This window comes from Phyllobacterium sp. P5_D12, from assembly GCF_054049495.1.
In genome coordinates, this window is sequence record NZ_JBFUMG010000046.1 from 1 (window position 1) to 17,056 (window position 17,056).

The window sequence follows — 17,056 nt, forward strand, 5'->3', positions numbered from 1 at the left end:
TCCGGATTCCTCATTTACCAGCGGTAAAGCCGACTGAAGAAACGCCGCGACGTCTTCCTCTTTTCCGGCTTTTGCTTCGAGGGGCACGTAAAGAGCAAATTTGGTCATGGTGGTTCCTTGTCGAACTGGAACAGGATTGCTTCACGAGCTTGCACCTTTTTTGCGTCACAGGGAACTGTCCCGTCGCGACAAACGTTCTTCAACCGCAACAACAGGGTGAAGAAATGCAGCCGGACTATGCGTATTATGCTGAAATAGTTGGGCTTAAGCTGGTCGATCCGGAGACATTCACCTTAAAGCGTGAGCCATTTGGAGACACATTCCATTACGTCCGCACCAATGGACGTCCAGTCTCAAAAAAGCACATCGAGCGCATCACTGCTCTGGTAATTCCTCCTGCGTGGACCGAGGTTTGTTGCTGCGATGAATGCGACGGCCATATTCAGGCTGTAGGCTTGGACGCGCTTGGACGGCGGCAATATATCTACCACCCGAAGTGGGAGGACGTGCGTAACAGTATCAAAACGCACCGGCTGCTTGCCTTTGGCAAGGCGCTTCCACGTATCCGCAAGCGCATTCTGCGTGATATGCAGCGCCCCCCGACATCAAGTCGCCCGCTTGTCGCGCTCGCAGTGAAACTGATCGATCAAAAGGCTTTCCGGGCCGGGCATGAAAAATATGCCAAGGATGGTGGTCGAGGCATCGCCTCACTCAAAAACAGCGATCTCAAGATCAACGGCAATATCGCGAACTTCGTCTTTGCCGGTAAATCGAAAAAGAAGAACGAAATAGCAATCAGCGATCGCGCCGCCGTCCGGCGCTTAAAAGCCCTGAAACGGCGGGGACGGCTATTCCAATACAAGGACAAGCAGCGCTGGCGCAGCCTGCATGCGGGAGAACTGAACCAATATCTGCAGGAAATCTCCGGCTCAAAAGTCAGCGCCAAGGATTTCAGGACTTTTCATGGATCTGCCCGCGCACTCGAATTCCTGGCGCAGAACGATGCCAACACCGATTCCGCCCGGAAGCGGGCTCTTGCTGCGGCCATGCGCAATGTTAGCGAGTTCCTGCGCAATACACCCGCGGTTACACGATCGAGTTATGTTCATCCCCTTGTGACAGAGTGCTTCAATGCCGGCCAACTCAATAGTTCGCTTCTGCGTGCACCCCATCGGAAAGGTCTTACGGGCCCTGAAACCGGGCTGATGAGGCTCCTTGAGCAGGCAATAGAATGAACCAGGAGGGCGGTCCATTCAACGCCATCCCCAATTTTTATTATCCGCGCATAACCCGCTTGCTAAATTTGCCCATCGGAGCCGTCATTTTGCAGTGCGGTAAGTGGTCCATTCGACAAGTGAATCCAATTCAATTTGCGGCAGGACGGAAAATGCGCTTAGCTTTTTTCTGTGCTGCCGCAACAATTACGCGGAATGGCGGCCCGCAAATTGAGATGTGTTCTCGCTGAACAGATGGGAGCGTGTCATGACATTCACAGATGGAGATCGACGGATATTCGCGACTACGGATTGGGAAATCATGCAGCGGGCTCACAACAGAGCATCGCAACTATTGGATCGGTGTCCCAGGACCCATGAGCGCTGTAACGACCTAGCTCGCGTCATCATGGCTATCTATGAGAGCGGTGTTCGTGATGAGGACGAGCTGGCGGCAATGGCAGCAAATCGTGAACTCAACTTTATGGCGGGACATGGGCATTTCCAAAAACCGTTTCCGTTCAAAAATGCAGCCGCGTCGACGCATCAATCCATGACCGAACACTAGCGCGACAGAGCGAGAAGCCGAATCGCAATACGGCTTCTCGTGAAGTCCTTGAGCAAGGCGATCAATTTCAGGCCAGGCCGGCGGCTTTGAGCTTATCCGGTGTGAATGGTGCCTGACGGATGCGCACGCCCGTGGCGTCGAAGATCGCATTGGCGATAGCCGCCGCAACCGGTCGCATGGAAGGTTCGCCGGCGCCGCTCGGCGGTAGTTCCTTGTGATCGATCAGAACCACGTCGATTGTCTCGGGCGTCTCGGTAATGTCGAGGATCGGGTAGGTCTCCCAATCGATACTGGTGACGTTCTTGTCGTCGAACTGCACTTCCTCATGCACCGAACGGCTGATTGCCTGGACGATATTGCCTTCGATTGTGTGCGTAAGCTGCCGTGGATTGACGATCATGCCACAATCGTGGGCCACGGTGAATTTCCGGGCCCATATACGGCCTGTCTTGCTCTCGATTTCGACCTCGCAGACCACCGCAACCCTTGTGCCACTGCGCTGCGCATAGGACATCCCCTGCCCCTTGAACTTGCCGTCACCTGCGCTTTGCCGGCGCGCGGCAGTGCGGGCTTGCCAGCCGGCCTTTTCCGTTGCCGCCTTGACGACGGCGATGTCACGAGGGTCGGCAATGTATTTGAGGCGGAATTCTAACGGGTCCACGCCGATGGCATAGGCTACCTCATCCATGAATGATTCAGAGGCGAAGTGGATTTGCGGCCCGACGGGATCGCGCAGATGCGTCGTCCGAAGCGGCGATGCCCGGTCCAGCAACGGGGCGACCGTTTCCCATGCCTTTCGCTTCGCCGGGAAACCGTAAGACTCTTCTGGCACGCCAAAGCCGACGCCGGGCTTTAGCGGTGTATCGATGAGCTGACCAGCCAGTGTATCGCGCGTTGCGCTCTCATTGGAGTTGACGTCAACCCGGGAGAAGCCCTTGGACTCGAAGTGCCAGGCAAGAACGTTGTTATCCTTGTCGAGCGCGGCCCGTGCTGTATGGATAGAGGCAGGGCCTTTAGGATCCCACCCTGTACCGTCCTTCCGCATACCCTGAACCCTGATCGGTTTATCCGTCAGCTTGGCGATAAGCGCTGCATCGGCAGCGGCATCGCCGGCATCGTTCCGGCCATAGCTGCCGGGGCCGGGAACCCAGATGCCATGCACATTCTCCGATGGCATATCCAGGATTGCGGCAACGCCCGCGGCGGCAAAATGCGGCTTCTGCGAACCAGTCCACAACGTTGCGCTGTCGCMTTTGATTTCAACCACGGCGCACGCGGGACCCATGCTCGCATGGCTCTGGAACGGCCACTCATAGGCCGCGTCGATGACTTTGGCCGCGCCCGCGAAGGCAGCATCGACATCGCCGACATCTTCGCCCGGTTCACGATGTACCGATTTCGCATTTCTAAGATGATCGAAAATATCGGCCTGTGTCGGGAAATTCGGTGTCGAATCTGACCATTTCACCTTGAGCTGATCGGCAGCCCTGATCGCATCCCACTCCCGCGGTGCCACGATAGCCAGGAAGCCTTTCTCCCGCACAATCTGCACATCCGGTATGTCCTTGACCGAAGTTGCATCGACCTCGACAGGTACGGCACCCGCCACTTCGGGCCGGATCACCCTTGCGTGCAACATGCCCGGCACCTTTATGTCGACCACATAGTCGCCGCTTCCCATGACCTTCCACGGCACGTCACGACGCATCGGCGAACTGCCGATAACCTTGTGGTCGGCAACAGGCTTTATCGTGCCTTTGCCTTTGACGAAAAGGCTGTTGCCAATTTTTTGATTCCACTCAAGCTGAGTGTCAAAGAACCGGCCGCCGATCAGCTCGGCATAGGTTACTGTTTTCGCCGGATCAGCGACGGAGCTGATGACACCATCGTCCACTTTTAAGTCCGGGACGGGTACACCGAGCTGTTTTGATGCCATGTCGACAAGCTGATAGCGTGCTTCCGCAGCGGCGCTCTGCAGCGCTGTGCCGCCCTGCTGGATGCCGGTGGAGCCCGAAGCTCCACCCTGATTGATGCTGGTCGCCGTATCGCCTTGCTGGACGAAGACCTTGGATATTGGGAGATCGAGCTCCTCAGCCACCATCTGGGCAACGCCAAGATCTGTGCCTTGGCCCATGTCCATCTTGCCCCAGAAGGCGATAACGGTACCGTCTGCATTAACCCGGATGTAGGAGGACAGATTTTCGGGTTTCAGCGGAGGCTGTGTCGTAGCACCGAAGACGGCCGCACGCGCCTTGTGGCCGGGCAGTACGACGGAAATAGTGAGTGCGCCGAAGGCACCGAGAACCATGCGCCGGTTGACATTGATCGTCATGATTGCCTCCTCAAGCCTGTGCAGCGCGCTTGACGGCGCGAATGATACTGTAATGCGTGCCGCAGCGGCATTTCAGCCCGCTCAATGCATCACGAATTTCACCATCGCTGGGATTGGGATTTGTCTCAAGGAATGCTGCCGCCGTCATCAGCCAACCGTTAAGGCAATAACCGCATTGCGGAACCTGCTCCTCGATAAATGCCGTCTGGATCTTGTGAACCTTGCCATTTCCCCCGCCGAGACCGGCCAAAGTAACAACCTTGCCGACGCCGACTGAGTCGACCGGAGTCACGCATGAACGGACGGCCTGTCCGTCAATATGCACCGTGCACGCGCCGCACTGTGCCAGGCCACAGCCAAAACGAGGGTTCCGCAGGCCGAGATCGTCACGAAGAGCATAGAGCAGCGGCATTTCTGGATCCGCTGTAATTACATGATTATTACCATCAACATTAAGCTGGATTTCTTTCGTAGCCACATCTTCCTCCCGTGAATCGGTAAACATCATTGCCCTATTCTTTACGATAAGCAGGACAGGCAGACCGGGCAAGGTTTAATGCTTGTGGAAACTGTATGAGACGCCCGTATAGACGCACGATCACGAACATGTGCTTGTCGCGTGAAGTTGATCTCCGGAAATACTTTGCAGCGAGGCCTGCAAATTTTACGGCGTCGCAATGCCATTTACCGGCCAATCGTCGCCATCTGGGTGCATATCAATATGTGTTGAGTTCCTTCTCCCGGGCGAAGGGATACACTCTGTGCGGACGCCACCGCATCGAAGGAGGAAGAGAGTTTGTATTTTCATCGCACCATTCTGCGTCTAGCCGTCGCCTTTGCACTGCTAACTTCGCCAGCGTTTCCCCAAGACAATGCGCAGCAAGACGTTGGCACAGATGATCATAGTGGGAACGTTACGCAATCGCGGCCACCGTCGAGTGGTGAAGATAAGGCCAACCCTTCGAAGGCGGAGGGCGACACTTCGACTGGCATTCTTGGCCTTTTGGCCGCGGATTCAGTTACCGATCACGTCTTAAAAACCAGAACGCAGGACCTTGCCTATACCGCCACCGCGGGAACCCTCAGCCTCTTCGGGCAAAATGGAGAGCGTACCGCCAAGATTTTCTAYACCGCCTATGTCGCCCGCAACCGTCAACCGGGCCGTCCGCTCACCTTTGCCTTCAACGGTGGGCCGGGAGCCGCGTCGGCCTATCTCCACCTTGGACTGGTCGGGCCACGCATTCTCGATTTCGGCCCGAACGGACAGGATGGCACCAGCCCGACGCTCATGGACAATCCGGATAGTTGGCTGGAGTTCACTGACCTTGTGCTGATCGATCCCGTCGGCACGGGTTGGAGTCGTGCGGCGAGCGACAACGTTGCTTCGAATTTCTATGGGGTGGGCCAAGATGCGGAGAGCATTGCCAAGACGATCGCGCTCTACGTCAATCACAATGAGCGCATGGCTTCCCCGAAATATCTGCTCGGTGAGAGTTATGGTGGTTTTCGCGCTGCAAAAGTCGCCTCTGCGCTCAAGGATGACCAAGGCATTCTTGTTTCAGGGATTATCATGCTGTCGCCACTTATCGAGGGGCAGCTCTTATTTGGGGAGAGGCAATATCCGTTGGGAGCGGCCCTTCAACTTCCTTCGCTTGCGGCAGCAGAGTTGGAACGCCGAAACGCCTTCGACCCGGGCGCGATCCGCGATGCAGAGCAATTTGCCATGACCGATTATCTTGTGACGCTTGCGGGACCAGAACCGTCAGGGAACAAGGCAGAAGCCTTCTACGAGCGGATTTCACAATTGAYGGGCATACCCGAAGCAGTTGTAGGCCGGACACGTGGTTTTCTCGACGACACCTATGTCAAGCATTCGAAGGGCAACGAATTCGAGGTGGTCAGTCCTTATGATGCGTCCTTTGCCGTCTCAGACCCCTATCCTGAGTCCGACGCTGACCGAAGCAACGATCCTATCCTTGATGGGTTCACGCGCTCATATGGGGCGGCGTTTGCCAGTTACGCCCGTAATGAACTGGGTTTTCGCACTGAATTGACCTACAGACTGCTCGCCAACGACGTTAACGAGCGATGGGAATGGGGCCGCCGCGGCAAAGGCGGGGGCATGCGAGCCCAGGCTAGCGCGACCGGCGATATTCGCGATATGCTCTCGGTCATACCGTCTTTCCGTTTGCTGGTCGCGCAGGGCTATAGCGATGCCATAACGCCCTACGGGATCAGCAAATATGTCATTGACCATCTGCCCTCGTCACTTGCTGCTGGCCGGGTCGACCTCAAGCTTTATCGTGGCGGCCATATGTTCTACACGCGGTCAAGCTCCCGGCGTGACCTGACCGCAGATGCAAGAACCTTCTTTTCCGGACAGATTGGAAAACCCCAAGGGGAATAGTGGATAGCTTCCAGATAGACGACTGTAGCAATGTGATAAGGCTCGCACATTGACTAGAGAAACCCGATCCACCGACCAGCAATTATGGCGCTTACCCAAAGGGCCATAGATAGGAATGCCGAAAGCTGCACTCTCCTGGACGGCTCCTTGTTCATAAGTGCGAGCCGCCAATGGCGATTTTGATTGAGGAGCAAAGCGTTGGCGATACCCAAACCGACTATCCCAACCTTGATGAGGAAGGCGGGATTGTGAATGTATGCGATGGGCCTCACCGAAAAGAGCATCAACCCCGTGAGAATGGCGATCACAACACCTGTTGCAGCAACACGTGAAAGGGGTGGGCCAAGCGCGCCGATCGGATACTGCCTGAATAGCCCCAATATTCTAAGGTCCAGCGTGATGATAGCGCCCAAGACAAGACCGATCGAAAGAATATGCGCCGCGTTGACAAGCAGATAAGCAATCTGAAACCGCCGGAGCATCACCGCTCCAGGCCATTCGGAAAGCGCTTGCAAAAACTCCATCAAAACGCTGGTCAGTTCGTCTTTATGCGCTCGGGGTAGATATCAAATGTCTTCCCGCCCACGGCGATCCGCACTGCCTTCATCCGTTTTTCGCTTGGATCAGTGGACCGATTGCCAAGTGCAATTATCTCATCGCCAATTTTTGCCGAGCCGTGGACAAAGCCGGAGCGTTCGGTCTGACGCGGGTTGCCAAGTTCCACACGCCAAAGCCCATCATTCGCGGTTTCCACATCGAGCGTTGGGTGCGGTGGGCCGATATAGAGTTCACGGATCACACCCTTGAGCTCTATTTGATCGGCCTCGGCCCACGACCAGCCGTGATGGGCTGCARCGCCCGAGACAATTGCCGTCATAAAGATGGCGCCGCCAAGGAACCGACCGTACAAATTCATCATGATATCTGCCTCCTCTGCCAGGTCGTCTCGTCGATTATCATAGGCCATTTCGAGCACCAGCACACGGTTCAAGACAGATTTATTCCATCGTATGCCGGATAATCTTTGATATCCGTGAAAGGAATGCCGGCCTGCACGATGCAACAAGCTTCCATGACAAGACCGTCTTTGCCATCTGCCGCGGCAGCACTCCGATGGATAAAAACCACGGCGCAAGGACCGCCCGACGGCGCAAGGATGCATTCATTTCCAGACTGGCGGTTACACCTGCTACGGCCAAAGCCAGCTTGGAATCATCGGCCACGGGGTGCTGATGTTCGTCCACGCACAAGGATGCCAAGCGCTCTTCCAAATGAACCGGATCATGCAGATTGGCAGTGTGTGCCGACCCCGGAGGCTGCTTACATCAAGCGTTTTTGAACCAATTCGTAGTACCGTCATATATAATGACCATCATTATTACTTGTTTATTCATTATAACCACCATATAAAATGTCAGCGCCAGAATCACCGAAGTTGTCAATTCAGGCGGACTAGTACGGGTGGGCGGCAGTACATGGTCGGCTTTTTTGCACGGCCGCTGACCGCATATTTGTTCGACAGGAATCATGCACATGGACGGCAACGTAGTTGATTTTCTTCCTTGCATTGCCGATGAGACCAGGTCGCGATGGTTGGTACAGCGGGTAGCAATTCTTCGAAACAATCCGCATTTTGCCCCCGCCGCGATGATATTTTCGCAAGGCGTCGTCAACTTGTTCGAGGGTCATTACATGGCCAACAAAGTGATGGCGACCATGGCCAGACAGGTGATTTGCATGGCGGTTCTTGCGTTGCATTTCGACAGCACCAACGGCAGCAGTGGAGCAACCATATCGGGCATCCAACGCATTACCACTGACGCGAAATTGTGCAGCCTCAGTGCCACGGCGGCGAGCATCGATCTCCTCGAGAAGATTGGCCTTGTCAAACGTGTACAGGATCAAACTGATCATAGAATTCATCTCATTCAGCCAACCGATCACTTGTTGGGCTGTGCGAAGAAAATCGTGGCGGTGGCGGTGGCGGCAGCCGATAGATTGTTTCCGCTAAGGCATTACCGGGATTTGTTGGACGATGCCGGTGGTTTCTTGGAACGATACTTTGCCTCCAGTCTGCAGTCGCTGCTTGATATCAGCGCGTGGATATCCAGTCAGCCGGGCTCGCGGTTGTTTGCTTCTAGCGGCAGCGGCGAGATACTTCTTTGCAAACTGATGTCGTTAAAGAGTTCGCAGGGGAACAACTTTGTGAGCTTTCCATTTGATGAAATCGGAAGTCTCTACGGCGTATCGCGGACACATATTCGCCGGCTCATGAGAAGAGCGGAGGCTGAAGGGCTGGTACGCCTGCTAGAGGCGGGCGGTCGAAAGGTCAAAATCCTTCCTCCTCTTGTTGATGTCTTTGAGAATATGGTCGCAGCCCATGTGGCGAAAACACAATTCGGAATGCATCTTGCAAACAAGGATTATGATCTCCTTCCCATGGGGCGTTGTGCATAGCCAATTCTGCGTTTGTTTGCAGGATGGTAAAGATCAACGTTGCGCCTTCACGCTCTCCAAGCTCAGCCATAACCCCGCCCCGAGGGGCAGGGTCTTGGCTATTGACTGGAGATCAACACACCCTCCTTTCGATGCCAATTTCGCATCGACGGGTTGGCGCATATTGAGGTTGCATCCGATCTCCTCGGCAGTCAAAGGACATAATCAGGTGCTTTCCGGCATMAGATTCCTACCGAAACTTGGCTGTGACTCGTAGCTTCGGACCAATTTCGCCAAAAAAGCGAACCCTCAACGAGTTTGTTCAGCCCAAACCAATCACGTCCGCGCCATGCCACCCCAACCTCTATGAAATTGCTTGGGAAGCCCCGATTGCCGCCTTTTTCTGGCACTTGGATGACGACCAAAAGTCTCTGCCAACTCAGTATCCGCAAATACAGATGTTGCGTTGCAGCAACACCAGGACGGGCCACAAGATGCCATTGGATATGTCCTTTGACCCAAGCCACCCTCCCGGAAGACATAGGCTCAGGCATCCGGATTCATTCGTATGCTCTCACTTAACTCATCGTCCATAACTGGAGATCGGCATGAATATCAAAAGTCTTCTTTTCGGCTCCGCTGCTGCACTTGTTGCGGTAACGGGAGCTCGCGCTGCGGATGCAGTCGTCGTTGCTGAACCGGAGCCTGTCGAATACGTTCGCGTTTGCGACGCATACGGCGCTGGCTTTTTCTACATTCCAGGCACCGAAACTTGTCTCAGGGTCGGGGGCATGGTCCGTTACGATGCCCAGGCTGGCGACGATCCGTATGACGGTTCGAACCTCGGTCGCCTCAAGGCAGATGGCACCCGTGACGAGACCTATCACAAGCGTACACGTGCTGAAATCCGTATGGATGCCCGTTCGGAAACCGAACTTGGTACATTGCGTTCCTATATCGTCGGCCGTTTCCAGTATGATGACGGCGAAGATAGCGGCGGGTCCGTCCCAACAGCCTACATCGAGCTTGGCGGCTTCAAGATTGGTACGGACGACGAAATCTTCGGTGCTTGGGTCGGGTATGCCGGCGACATCATTCAGGACGATGTCATCAACTACCAGTCCGGCCAGTCGAACCAGATCAGCTACACGTTCGTCGGCGGCAGCGGTTTTTCGGCCATCATCGCTGCCGAACAGGGCTCCGATGATTTCGGCGACAACGTAATCGACGATTATATGCCGCACGTTCTTGCCGGCGCAAAATGGGAGCAGTCCTGGGGCAAGATTGCCGGCACGGTTGGCTACGATTCCAAGCAGGAAGATATCGCAGCCAATTTGCGTGTGGACTTCAACATCACCGACAAGGTCTCGGTTTGGGTCTTGGGTGCGTATCAGTCCGATTTCGATGCGAACTCCTTCTACACCGGCGAGACCAACTGGTTCGCCCAGTTCCAGGGCGACTGGGCTGCCTGGGGTGGTGTTGCTGCTAAGGTTACCGATAAGGCGACCGTCAACGCACAGGCTGCATACGAAGACGAAGGCACATACGCTCTCGCTCTCAATGTAGCCTACGAGCTGGTACCGGGCTTCACCATCACGCCGGAAATCAATTACACCAAGTTCGATGGCGCACGTAAGGATGACTCGATCGCCAATGGTGGTGACGATGATGCTTTCGGCGGCATCGTTCGCTTCCAGCGCAACTTCTGATCAAGCTTCCAGATAAAATCGGGGCGGCGAGTTCCAACTCGCCGCCTTGACTGCTTCTATTCGTTGGCTGAACGATCGGCTCCGCCGTACCCTGCTTTTCGCGGCAACCGATCGATCCTATACTTTCGCCATCTCCGAATGGAGAAGAGCCTGCATATGTTCGGCCAGGTCGAGCTCGCCTCGCGCCGCAATCTTCAAAAGATATTGGGCCTTGGTCCGGCGATCCCCGTCGCTGATCGCAGAATAGGTACAGACAGCCAGAAGCGCTTTTTCCTCGGCCCGGCTGGCTTTGTCATGATCGCGATTATTACCATCCGTTGCCTGGATTGCCTTGCCAAATGCTTCATAGGTTGTCTCGTGCGCCTTGATTAGTGCCAGCAGGTCGCGGGATGGATCCCTATCCCGGCGTAGCGGCTCCACAGCAAAAGCCGCTTCCGCAACGGGCGCTGCGATTACGGCACTGCTGCAACCGAGAAGCAGGGCGCGACGATCAATCCTGGGCATGACGAATTCTCCTCTCTTATTCACTTCATCGCAGTCAGCCAGATCGGTGTCGTAAACACTGACCGGCTGCGTTCCATCGTAGCACGAGGGTCGACGCATTCATGTCAGTATGGATAGCGCCTGCGATATCGCTCATATTTTCATTACGCCTGCGGGAACCAAAAACTATATTGTCGCAATAGTCGAAGTCATCGCGTTCGTTCCGACGGCCGGAATTAGATCAAACTACTTAGTTTCTCTGTAGAACTCCGGAAAAATCAGAGAAATATTAACGGTCGTAGTGTCATTGATAAGCCTGCGCTTGAGTCAGCAAACTGGCGTGTCGATCCGTGGTGGAAGGCTTGGTGGATTCTCCGAATGTCGCGCTATTTTGATCGGCTGTGGTACAGGGCAATATTGATTGCTGTGCTGATTGCCGCTGGCGCCCTGTGCGGCATGTGGCTCAGCAGGCTTGTCGTCATCTCWAGTGACCGCGGGCAGATGCGAATCTTCTCTGACCGACTTCTTGATCGCGCGGTCGATGTCTTTACCGAAGCCGACCTGATGCTGACGGTCATCAACACTTCGCCCTATCCTTTTTGTTCGGACAAGGAAATACCGTATTTGCGGGACGTGCTGTTCGGCACCAGATATCTTAAAGACATGGGGAGGGTGAGCGATGGTTTTTTTCATTGCTCTGCCGTATTCGGCAACGGAAAAAAGCCGATGCCACTGGTCGCGCATGATCTCGAAACGCCCGCGGGGAAGTTGATCTATGCGAATTCGCGTCTGGCCATATCCAATTCCAGCGCCCCGATTATCGGTATTGGCAAGGCAAACGTCGTACTGGATCCCGCCTCTTTCGAAACGCTCAAGAATTCCGCCTATGCCTATGTTGTGATGTACAATCCGCAAGGCACGTCCTCTACAGTCGGGATGTTCGGGTCATTGAATATCGGCAAGCTCGACGTGAAGCCACCCGATGGCGTTGGCCGGATCGGGGATATCGTCTACCGCAATGTCTGCCGGGACATGGCATGCGTGACAGTCCACGCCGAGGTCAGTCAGCTCGAAGCATCAGCGCAGCCGATCACGACGATAATTTCCATTTTTGGCGCTACGCTCGGTGCTGCTCTCGCTACGATTATCATCCTGCTCCGGCGCAACAATCTGAGCATGAAAACGAGGTTGCAACAGGCACTTGGGCACAACAGGCTGACGATGGAGTATCAACCTATCGTCGACATAGCGACAGGTCGCACGGTAGCAGCCGAGGCGCTTGTGCGCTGGAAGGAAAATGGAGAGACGATACCCCCAGACGTATTTATCCCCGTTGCTGAAAAAGYCGGATTGATTAACCGGCTTACTATCTGTGTAATCGAAAATGTGCTTAAGGATATGGCGCCGGTTCTCGATGCCAATCCTGATTTTCACGTCAGCATCAACATAACCGCTGCGGATCTTTTCAACCGCGATTTCAGTGCCCAGCTCGCGTCACGTCTCGAGGAGGCGAACGTCACCAGCAGCCAGATCGTGCTTGAGATCACGGAACGTTCCACCGCCAACGCCGCCGATGCCATAGAAGCGATCAAGCGTCTGCGATCCCGCGGACACCGGATATTCATCGATGATTTCGGTACCGGATACTCGAGCCTAGCCTATCTCGGTGAGCTCAATGTCGACGGGATAAAGATCGACCGATCCTTTACCCAGACGATCGGAACCGGTTCCGTCTCGGTATCAATCGTGCCGCAGATCATTGGCATGGCCCATGTACATCATCTGGATATCGTCGTCGAAGGGATCGAGACACCTGCCCAGCGTGACTATTTTGCGGCTCTTGTTCCCAAGGTTGACGGACAGGGGTGGCTCTTCGGCCGCCCTACTAGCGCGGCAACAATCAGGGAACTCCTGAATTCGCTCACGTGAGCGTCTCGTGCGTCCCGAACTGATTTGAAATCCGTCCCCTCCTGGATCATATGTAACAACAAGCCATACGGCACAATCAAATGAGGTGATTTCCATGGAGGAAGACGCCGCAACTTTCGCGGCCCGATTGAAACACCGGGCACATACCTACGGTTTTTTTACATGCGTCCTGCTGGTCGTATCCTCCATCATCGGCGATGCCGGAGGTCCGCTTTTCAGTTGGCTCTGGCCGCTGTTGATAATCGGCGGGTTGTTGACCCTTTTCCTGGCCGTCTACCTTCGTTTCGATGCCGCGCTGTTTCGCTTTATCGCATCCCATGACGACGAAACGGAGGGCTGCCGCGCGGTGGACGACATTCTCGCACGCATGCATTTGCGAAAGCGGCCGGATAGGACGCGACCTTTGCAAGCGCGCATGACGCGAACCAACAGCCTCTTGATGAAACTGCACCTTGCTTTTGCGGCTTTTCTTGCTTTATTCGCTGCAATAACAGCCTATGGGTTGTGGACCGGTTAAAAACAACCGGAGGGGGCATATGATCGAAACCAAACCGCTATTGCGGCGAGCGGCTGCCATGGTGCTTGCCGGCGTCGCGCGCGCCATAACGGGCGTGCGCCCGATCTGGCAGGGCTGTGCGCCGTCGAAGCGCCAGCGAATCTATTTCGCCAACCACGCCAGTCACGGCGATTTCATTCTGCTTTCCACATGCCTGCTCCCGGAAGAGCGCGAACGCACCCGGGCAGTCGCCGGAGCTGACTACTGGAGGAAAAACAGGATCCGGCACGTCTTGGCCCGTGACTTGCTCAATACGGTGCTTGTCGAACGCAACTGGGTGCAGCGCGAGCAAGACCCGATGGTCATCATGCTGGACGCACTCGAAGATGGTCACTCGCTGATCATCTTTCCTGAAGGCACGCGCAACATGACCGATGAGCCACTGCTGCGTTTCCGCTCAGGCCTGTACAACCTGGCCTTCGCCCGGCCCGATGTCGAGCTTGTCCCGTGCTGGATCGAAAACATGTCGCGCGTTCTCCCCAAGGGGGCGTTTCTACCGGTGCCGTTGCTTTGCCGCGTCATCTTCGGCGCACCTGTCGAGCTTACGCCCGCCGAAGATCGTCATGCTTTTCTCGATAGGGCACGGCAGGCTCTGCTCGAGCTAAATCCGGAGTACCAGAGGTCACTCAACCATGGCTGAAACGATCTGGCTGTTCCTTGGCCTCCTTGGCATATTGACGACCGCTAGCGCCGTCGCGACCGCACTGAGCTGGAAGAGCACACGCAAAGGCGATGTTCTGCCTTCAACACTCGCCAATTTGAACTCGCGGATCAAGGCGTGGTGGATCATGATCGCCACCATCTCCATTGCATTCCTTTTCGGCAAGGGAGGCGTCATCCTGCTGTTCGCCTTTGTTTCTTTTGCGGCCTTGCGCGAATACGTGACGTTGACACACACGCGCCGCGGTGACCACTGGATACTGCTCGGTATGTTTTTGGTCATTATTCCGGTTCAGTACTATCTGCTCTGGATCGAATGGTACGGTATGTTCTCGATCTTCGTGCCGGTCTATTGCTTCCTTGCGATGCCCGCTTTGACAGCGATCTCCGGCGACACGGAGCGGTTCCTCGAGCGCGTCAGCGAGCAGCAATGGGGTATCATGCTCTCGGTCTATTGTCTCAGCCATGTACCAGCTCTACTGACGCTTTCGATACCCGGTTTCGAAGGCAAAGGGCTCCTGCTCATCGCATTTCTGATCGCCACGGTGCAGGGCAGCGATGTGTTGCAGTACGTGTTCGGCAAGCTCTTTGGCAGGAACAAGGTAGCGCCAAAAATATCCCCCTCGAAAACCTGGGAGGGTCTGATTGGCGGTGTAATCAGCGCATCACTCCTCGGAGCCGCACTTTATTGGCTGACGCCTTTCACACCGGCACAAGCCGGCCTGATGGCCGCACTCGCCTGCATCATGGGGTTCTTCGGCGGCTTAGTTGCTTCGGCGATMAAGCGCGATCGYGGCRTCAAGGAYTGGGGCCACATGATCGAGGGCCAYGGCGGYATGCTCGACCGCGCCGACAGTCTGGTCTTCGCCGCCCCTATCTTCTTTCACATAGTACGATATTTCTGGACCTAGAGAAGTTCTGCTTTTGCGAGATCACGCAAAAGATGGCTGGCGCCATAAGTCCATGGGGCACACTCGGTAGACAGGCGCACGCGGTTCGACAATGTTCCCAATGATGGTGTCGAGATCGAAACGACGTCGTTCATCTTGTGGGTGAAACCCTTGCCCGGCCCATCGCGATCCTTGACCGGCGCGAACATGGTGCCGAGGTAGAGCACAAGACCGTCCGGATACTGGTGGTGCTTTCCGATCGTGGCTTCGACCAGCGATTCCGGTGTGCGTGATATTTTCGCCATGCTGGAATGGCCATCAAGCACAAACCCGTCCTCTCCCTCGACGCGCATACTGAGTTCCGCCGCCTTGACGGTCTCGATGGTGAAATCGCCATCGAACAGGCGAACAAATGGTCCAACCGACCCTGAAGCATTGTTGTCTTTCGCCTTGCCCAGCAGCAACGCCGAGCGCCCTTCCACATCGCGCAGATTGACGTCGTTGCCGAGCGTTGCACCGACGATGCGCCCGGCACTTGAAACGACCAGCACGATTTCAGGCTCCGGATTGTTCCAGCTCGAAATCGGGTGCAGCCCCACATCGGCACCGAAGCCCACGGTCGACATGGGCTGACCCTTGGTGAAGATTTCGGCATCGGGACCGATCCCGACTTCGAGGTACTGACTCCAGACCCCGCGGGCGATCAGCGCCTCCTTGACCTGCATGGCCGCGGGAGAGCCCGGCACGATCTTGGATAAGTCCGCACCGATAAGCTTGAGAACGTCGTCGCGCAGGGAGTCAGCCTTGGCCTTGTCACCCTTCGCCTGCTCCTCGATGACCCGTTCCAGCAGCGAAGCGACGAAGGTCACGCCTGACGCTTTTACAGCCTGCAGATCGATCGGAGAAAGCAGCGCAGGAAGCGCCGGGTCGTATTTCTCCGTCCAGCTGTTCTCAATGATGGCGTCTACATTACCAAGCCTGGTCCCCGCAGTTCCGGAAACATAGCTGGCTGGATTGTCGAATTCGGCAATGTCACGCACGGTTGGCGCGGCTTTGGCAGTAATATCGAAAACCACGCCATCACGCACCGCAACAATCCGCGGCATGGCGTGGCCAGGAATTTTGGCGCGACCGACAAGAACACCGGAGCTGGGCAGGATTGTATTTGGCATGGTCTGATTCCTGATATCTGTGGTGTGGCGCGCTTCCAGCCCGGCTGCGAATGCTGGCTGCGGATGAATGCGCCGCAGTTATGCGACAGCGCACACCACCAATCAAGACCGCATGTTGCACGATGGCCCAGCCAAATCAGACAATACGGAAGTCGTGTAAAACTCCGAGCGTTGCTTTCACCCGCGCCGGCGAAAAAGGCAGATCGTAGAAACGCTTGCCCGTCGCATTGGCGAGTGCGTTGGCAAGTGCGGCGGATGTCGGCCCCTGCGCAGCCTCGGCGACGCCAAGATAGGGCGAACCCGGATTGTCGACGATGTGGACATCAAGACTACCCGGTATCGCACTAAAACGCAGGATCGGATAGGTCGACCAATCCGAACTCGTGATCCGGGTGTTGTCGAAATTGACCTCTTCATACATCGTCCAGCTCAAGGACTGGATGATGCCGCCCTCAGTCTGGTTACGGATGCTGTCGGGAGCCACCGCCTCGCCGCAATCGACCGCAGAAACGATGCGCGGTATGCGAATCTTGCCCGTTTCCTTGTCGACATCGATCTCCATCGCCAGTGCCAGATAGGCGGCATGGTTCTTGTATTTGGCAAAGGCAAATCCCCGGCCACGTCCCTCTGGCATGGGCTCGCTCGACCAGTTGAAGGCCTCGGCCGCCGTCGTGATCACCTTGCGTGCCCTTGGATCCTC

At 55.7% G+C, this 17,056-nt stretch carries 16 protein-coding genes and 1 pseudogene; 9 read left to right on the forward strand and 8 right to left on the reverse strand.

Going from position 1 to position 17,056, the window contains the following annotated elements:
- The first annotated feature begins 224 nt into the window (after positions 1-224).
- Both ACXJ5O_RS05620 and ACXJ5O_RS05625 read left to right on the forward strand, forming a co-directional pair.
- Positions 225-1,235, forward strand: coding sequence for a DNA topoisomerase IB (locus tag ACXJ5O_RS05620; RefSeq protein WP_457299034.1), 1,011 nt, complete (start codon positions 225-227; stop codon positions 1,233-1,235).
- 388 nt (positions 1,236-1,623) lie between these two features.
- The gene (locus ACXJ5O_RS05625; protein ID WP_457299035.1) at positions 1,624-1,782 is read left to right on the forward strand and encodes a hypothetical protein; all 159 of its coding nucleotides are present in this window, start codon (positions 1,624-1,626) and stop codon (positions 1,780-1,782) included.
- A gap of 67 nt (positions 1,783-1,849) precedes the next feature.
- Here the strand turns inward: ACXJ5O_RS05625 and ACXJ5O_RS05630 are convergent, their stop codons facing one another.
- Together ACXJ5O_RS05630 and ACXJ5O_RS05635 are read right to left on the reverse strand one after the other, a co-directional pair.
- Positions 1,850-4,114: a molybdopterin cofactor-binding domain-containing protein gene (locus ACXJ5O_RS05630; RefSeq protein ID WP_457299036.1), complete on the reverse strand. Its 2,265-nt coding sequence runs from the start codon at positions 4,112-4,114 to the stop codon at positions 1,850-1,852.
- A gap of 10 nt (positions 4,115-4,124) precedes the next feature.
- Positions 4,125-4,619, reverse strand: coding sequence for a (2Fe-2S)-binding protein (locus ACXJ5O_RS05635; RefSeq protein WP_457299048.1), 495 nt, complete (start codon positions 4,617-4,619; stop codon positions 4,125-4,127).
- A 291-nt stretch (positions 4,620-4,910) separates the two neighbouring features.
- Between ACXJ5O_RS05635 and ACXJ5O_RS05640 the strand changes: the two genes are divergently transcribed.
- Positions 4,911-6,521, forward strand: a complete 1,611-nt coding sequence (locus tag ACXJ5O_RS05640) for a S10 family peptidase (protein ID WP_457299037.1) — start codon at positions 4,911-4,913, stop codon at positions 6,519-6,521.
- A 53-nt stretch (positions 6,522-6,574) separates the two neighbouring features.
- Here ACXJ5O_RS05640 and ACXJ5O_RS05645 read toward each other — a convergent pair whose 3' ends face one another.
- From ACXJ5O_RS05645 to ACXJ5O_RS05655, 3 genes and pseudogenes are all read right to left on the reverse strand, one after another.
- Complete coding sequence (locus tag ACXJ5O_RS05645; RefSeq protein WP_457299038.1) at positions 6,575-7,045, reverse strand: DUF2214 domain-containing protein; 471 nt, start codon at positions 7,043-7,045, stop codon at positions 6,575-6,577.
- An 11-nt stretch (positions 7,046-7,056) separates the two neighbouring features.
- Entirely contained in the window at positions 7,057-7,440 is a 384-nt protein-coding gene (locus ACXJ5O_RS05650; protein ID WP_457299039.1) for a DUF6152 family protein, read from the reverse strand.
- 79 nt (positions 7,441-7,519) lie between these two features.
- Positions 7,520-7,816, reverse strand: a pseudogene (locus ACXJ5O_RS05655) (glycosyltransferase family 2 protein); the annotation flags it as partial.
- A 238-nt stretch (positions 7,817-8,054) separates the two neighbouring features.
- On the opposite strand from ACXJ5O_RS05655, the gene ACXJ5O_RS05660 reads away from it, so the two are divergent.
- Together ACXJ5O_RS05660 and ACXJ5O_RS05665 are read left to right on the forward strand one after the other, a co-directional pair.
- Entirely contained in the window at positions 8,055-8,978 is a 924-nt protein-coding gene (locus ACXJ5O_RS05660) for a hypothetical protein (protein WP_457299040.1), read from the forward strand.
- 587 nt (positions 8,979-9,565) lie between these two features.
- Complete coding sequence (locus ACXJ5O_RS05665) at positions 9,566-10,666, forward strand: porin (RefSeq protein ID WP_457299041.1); 1,101 nt, start codon at positions 9,566-9,568, stop codon at positions 10,664-10,666.
- A 117-nt stretch (positions 10,667-10,783) separates the two neighbouring features.
- On the opposite strand, the gene ACXJ5O_RS05670 is transcribed toward ACXJ5O_RS05665, so the two are convergent.
- Complete coding sequence (locus ACXJ5O_RS05670; RefSeq protein WP_457299042.1) at positions 10,784-11,170, reverse strand: hypothetical protein; 387 nt, start codon at positions 11,168-11,170, stop codon at positions 10,784-10,786.
- Between the two features lie 357 nt (positions 11,171-11,527).
- On the opposite strand from ACXJ5O_RS05670, the gene ACXJ5O_RS05675 reads away from it, so the two are divergent.
- The 4 genes from ACXJ5O_RS05675 to ACXJ5O_RS05690 all read left to right on the forward strand — a co-directional run bounded on the left by ACXJ5O_RS05675 (position 11,528) and on the right by ACXJ5O_RS05690 (position 15,205).
- Positions 11,528-13,078, forward strand: coding sequence for an EAL domain-containing protein (locus tag ACXJ5O_RS05675; protein WP_457299043.1), 1,551 nt, complete (start codon positions 11,528-11,530; stop codon positions 13,076-13,078).
- 94 nt (positions 13,079-13,172) lie between these two features.
- Entirely contained in the window at positions 13,173-13,595 is a 423-nt protein-coding gene (locus ACXJ5O_RS05680; RefSeq protein WP_183663592.1) for a hypothetical protein, read from the forward strand.
- Between the two features lie 19 nt (positions 13,596-13,614).
- Positions 13,615-14,274 carry a lysophospholipid acyltransferase family protein gene (locus ACXJ5O_RS05685; protein ID WP_457299044.1) on the forward strand — a complete coding sequence of 220 codons (660 nt, stop codon included), beginning with the start codon at positions 13,615-13,617 and terminating at the stop codon, positions 14,272-14,274.
- A complete protein-coding gene (locus ACXJ5O_RS05690; protein WP_457299045.1) occupies positions 14,267-15,205 on the forward strand; it encodes a phosphatidate cytidylyltransferase in 939 nt (312 codons plus the stop codon). Before ACXJ5O_RS05685 ends, ACXJ5O_RS05690 begins: the two co-directional genes overlap by 8 nt.
- On the opposite strand, the gene ACXJ5O_RS05695 is transcribed toward ACXJ5O_RS05690, so the two are convergent.
- Together ACXJ5O_RS05695 and ACXJ5O_RS05700 are read right to left on the reverse strand one after the other, a co-directional pair.
- Positions 15,202-16,356: a fumarylacetoacetate hydrolase family protein gene (locus tag ACXJ5O_RS05695; protein ID WP_457299046.1), complete on the reverse strand. Its 1,155-nt coding sequence runs from the start codon at positions 16,354-16,356 to the stop codon at positions 15,202-15,204. The genes ACXJ5O_RS05690 and ACXJ5O_RS05695 overlap by 4 nt on opposite strands.
- A 136-nt stretch (positions 16,357-16,492) precedes the next feature.
- A partial coding sequence (locus tag ACXJ5O_RS05700) for a molybdopterin cofactor-binding domain-containing protein (protein ID WP_457299047.1) occupies positions 16,493-17,056 on the reverse strand: 564 nt, incomplete at its 5' end.

Coding starts and splice junctions, on each gene's coding strand:
- ACXJ5O_RS05635 (WP_457299048.1), bottom strand. CDS start 4,619: ATGTTTACCGATTCACGGGAGGAAGATGTGGCTACGAAAGAAATCCAG.
- ACXJ5O_RS05665 (WP_457299041.1), top strand. CDS start 9,566: ATGAATATCAAAAGTCTTCTTTTCGGCTCCGCTGCTGCACTTGTTGCG.
- ACXJ5O_RS05680 (WP_183663592.1), top strand. CDS start 13,173: ATGGAGGAAGACGCCGCAACTTTCGCGGCCCGATTGAAACACCGGGCA.
- ACXJ5O_RS05660 (WP_457299040.1), top strand. CDS start 8,055: ATGGACGGCAACGTAGTTGATTTTCTTCCTTGCATTGCCGATGAGACC.
- ACXJ5O_RS05645 (WP_457299038.1), bottom strand. CDS start 7,045: ATGGAGTTTTTGCAAGCGCTTTCCGAATGGCCTGGAGCGGTGATGCTC.
- ACXJ5O_RS05620 (WP_457299034.1), top strand. CDS start 225: ATGCAGCCGGACTATGCGTATTATGCTGAAATAGTTGGGCTTAAGCTG.
- ACXJ5O_RS05625 (WP_457299035.1), top strand. CDS start 1,624: ATGGCTATCTATGAGAGCGGTGTTCGTGATGAGGACGAGCTGGCGGCA.
- ACXJ5O_RS05670 (WP_457299042.1), bottom strand. CDS start 11,170: ATGCCCAGGATTGATCGTCGCGCCCTGCTTCTCGGTTGCAGCAGTGCC.
- ACXJ5O_RS05685 (WP_457299044.1), top strand. CDS start 13,615: ATGATCGAAACCAAACCGCTATTGCGGCGAGCGGCTGCCATGGTGCTT.
- ACXJ5O_RS05695 (WP_457299046.1), bottom strand. CDS start 16,356: ATGCCAAATACAATCCTGCCCAGCTCCGGTGTTCTTGTCGGTCGCGCC.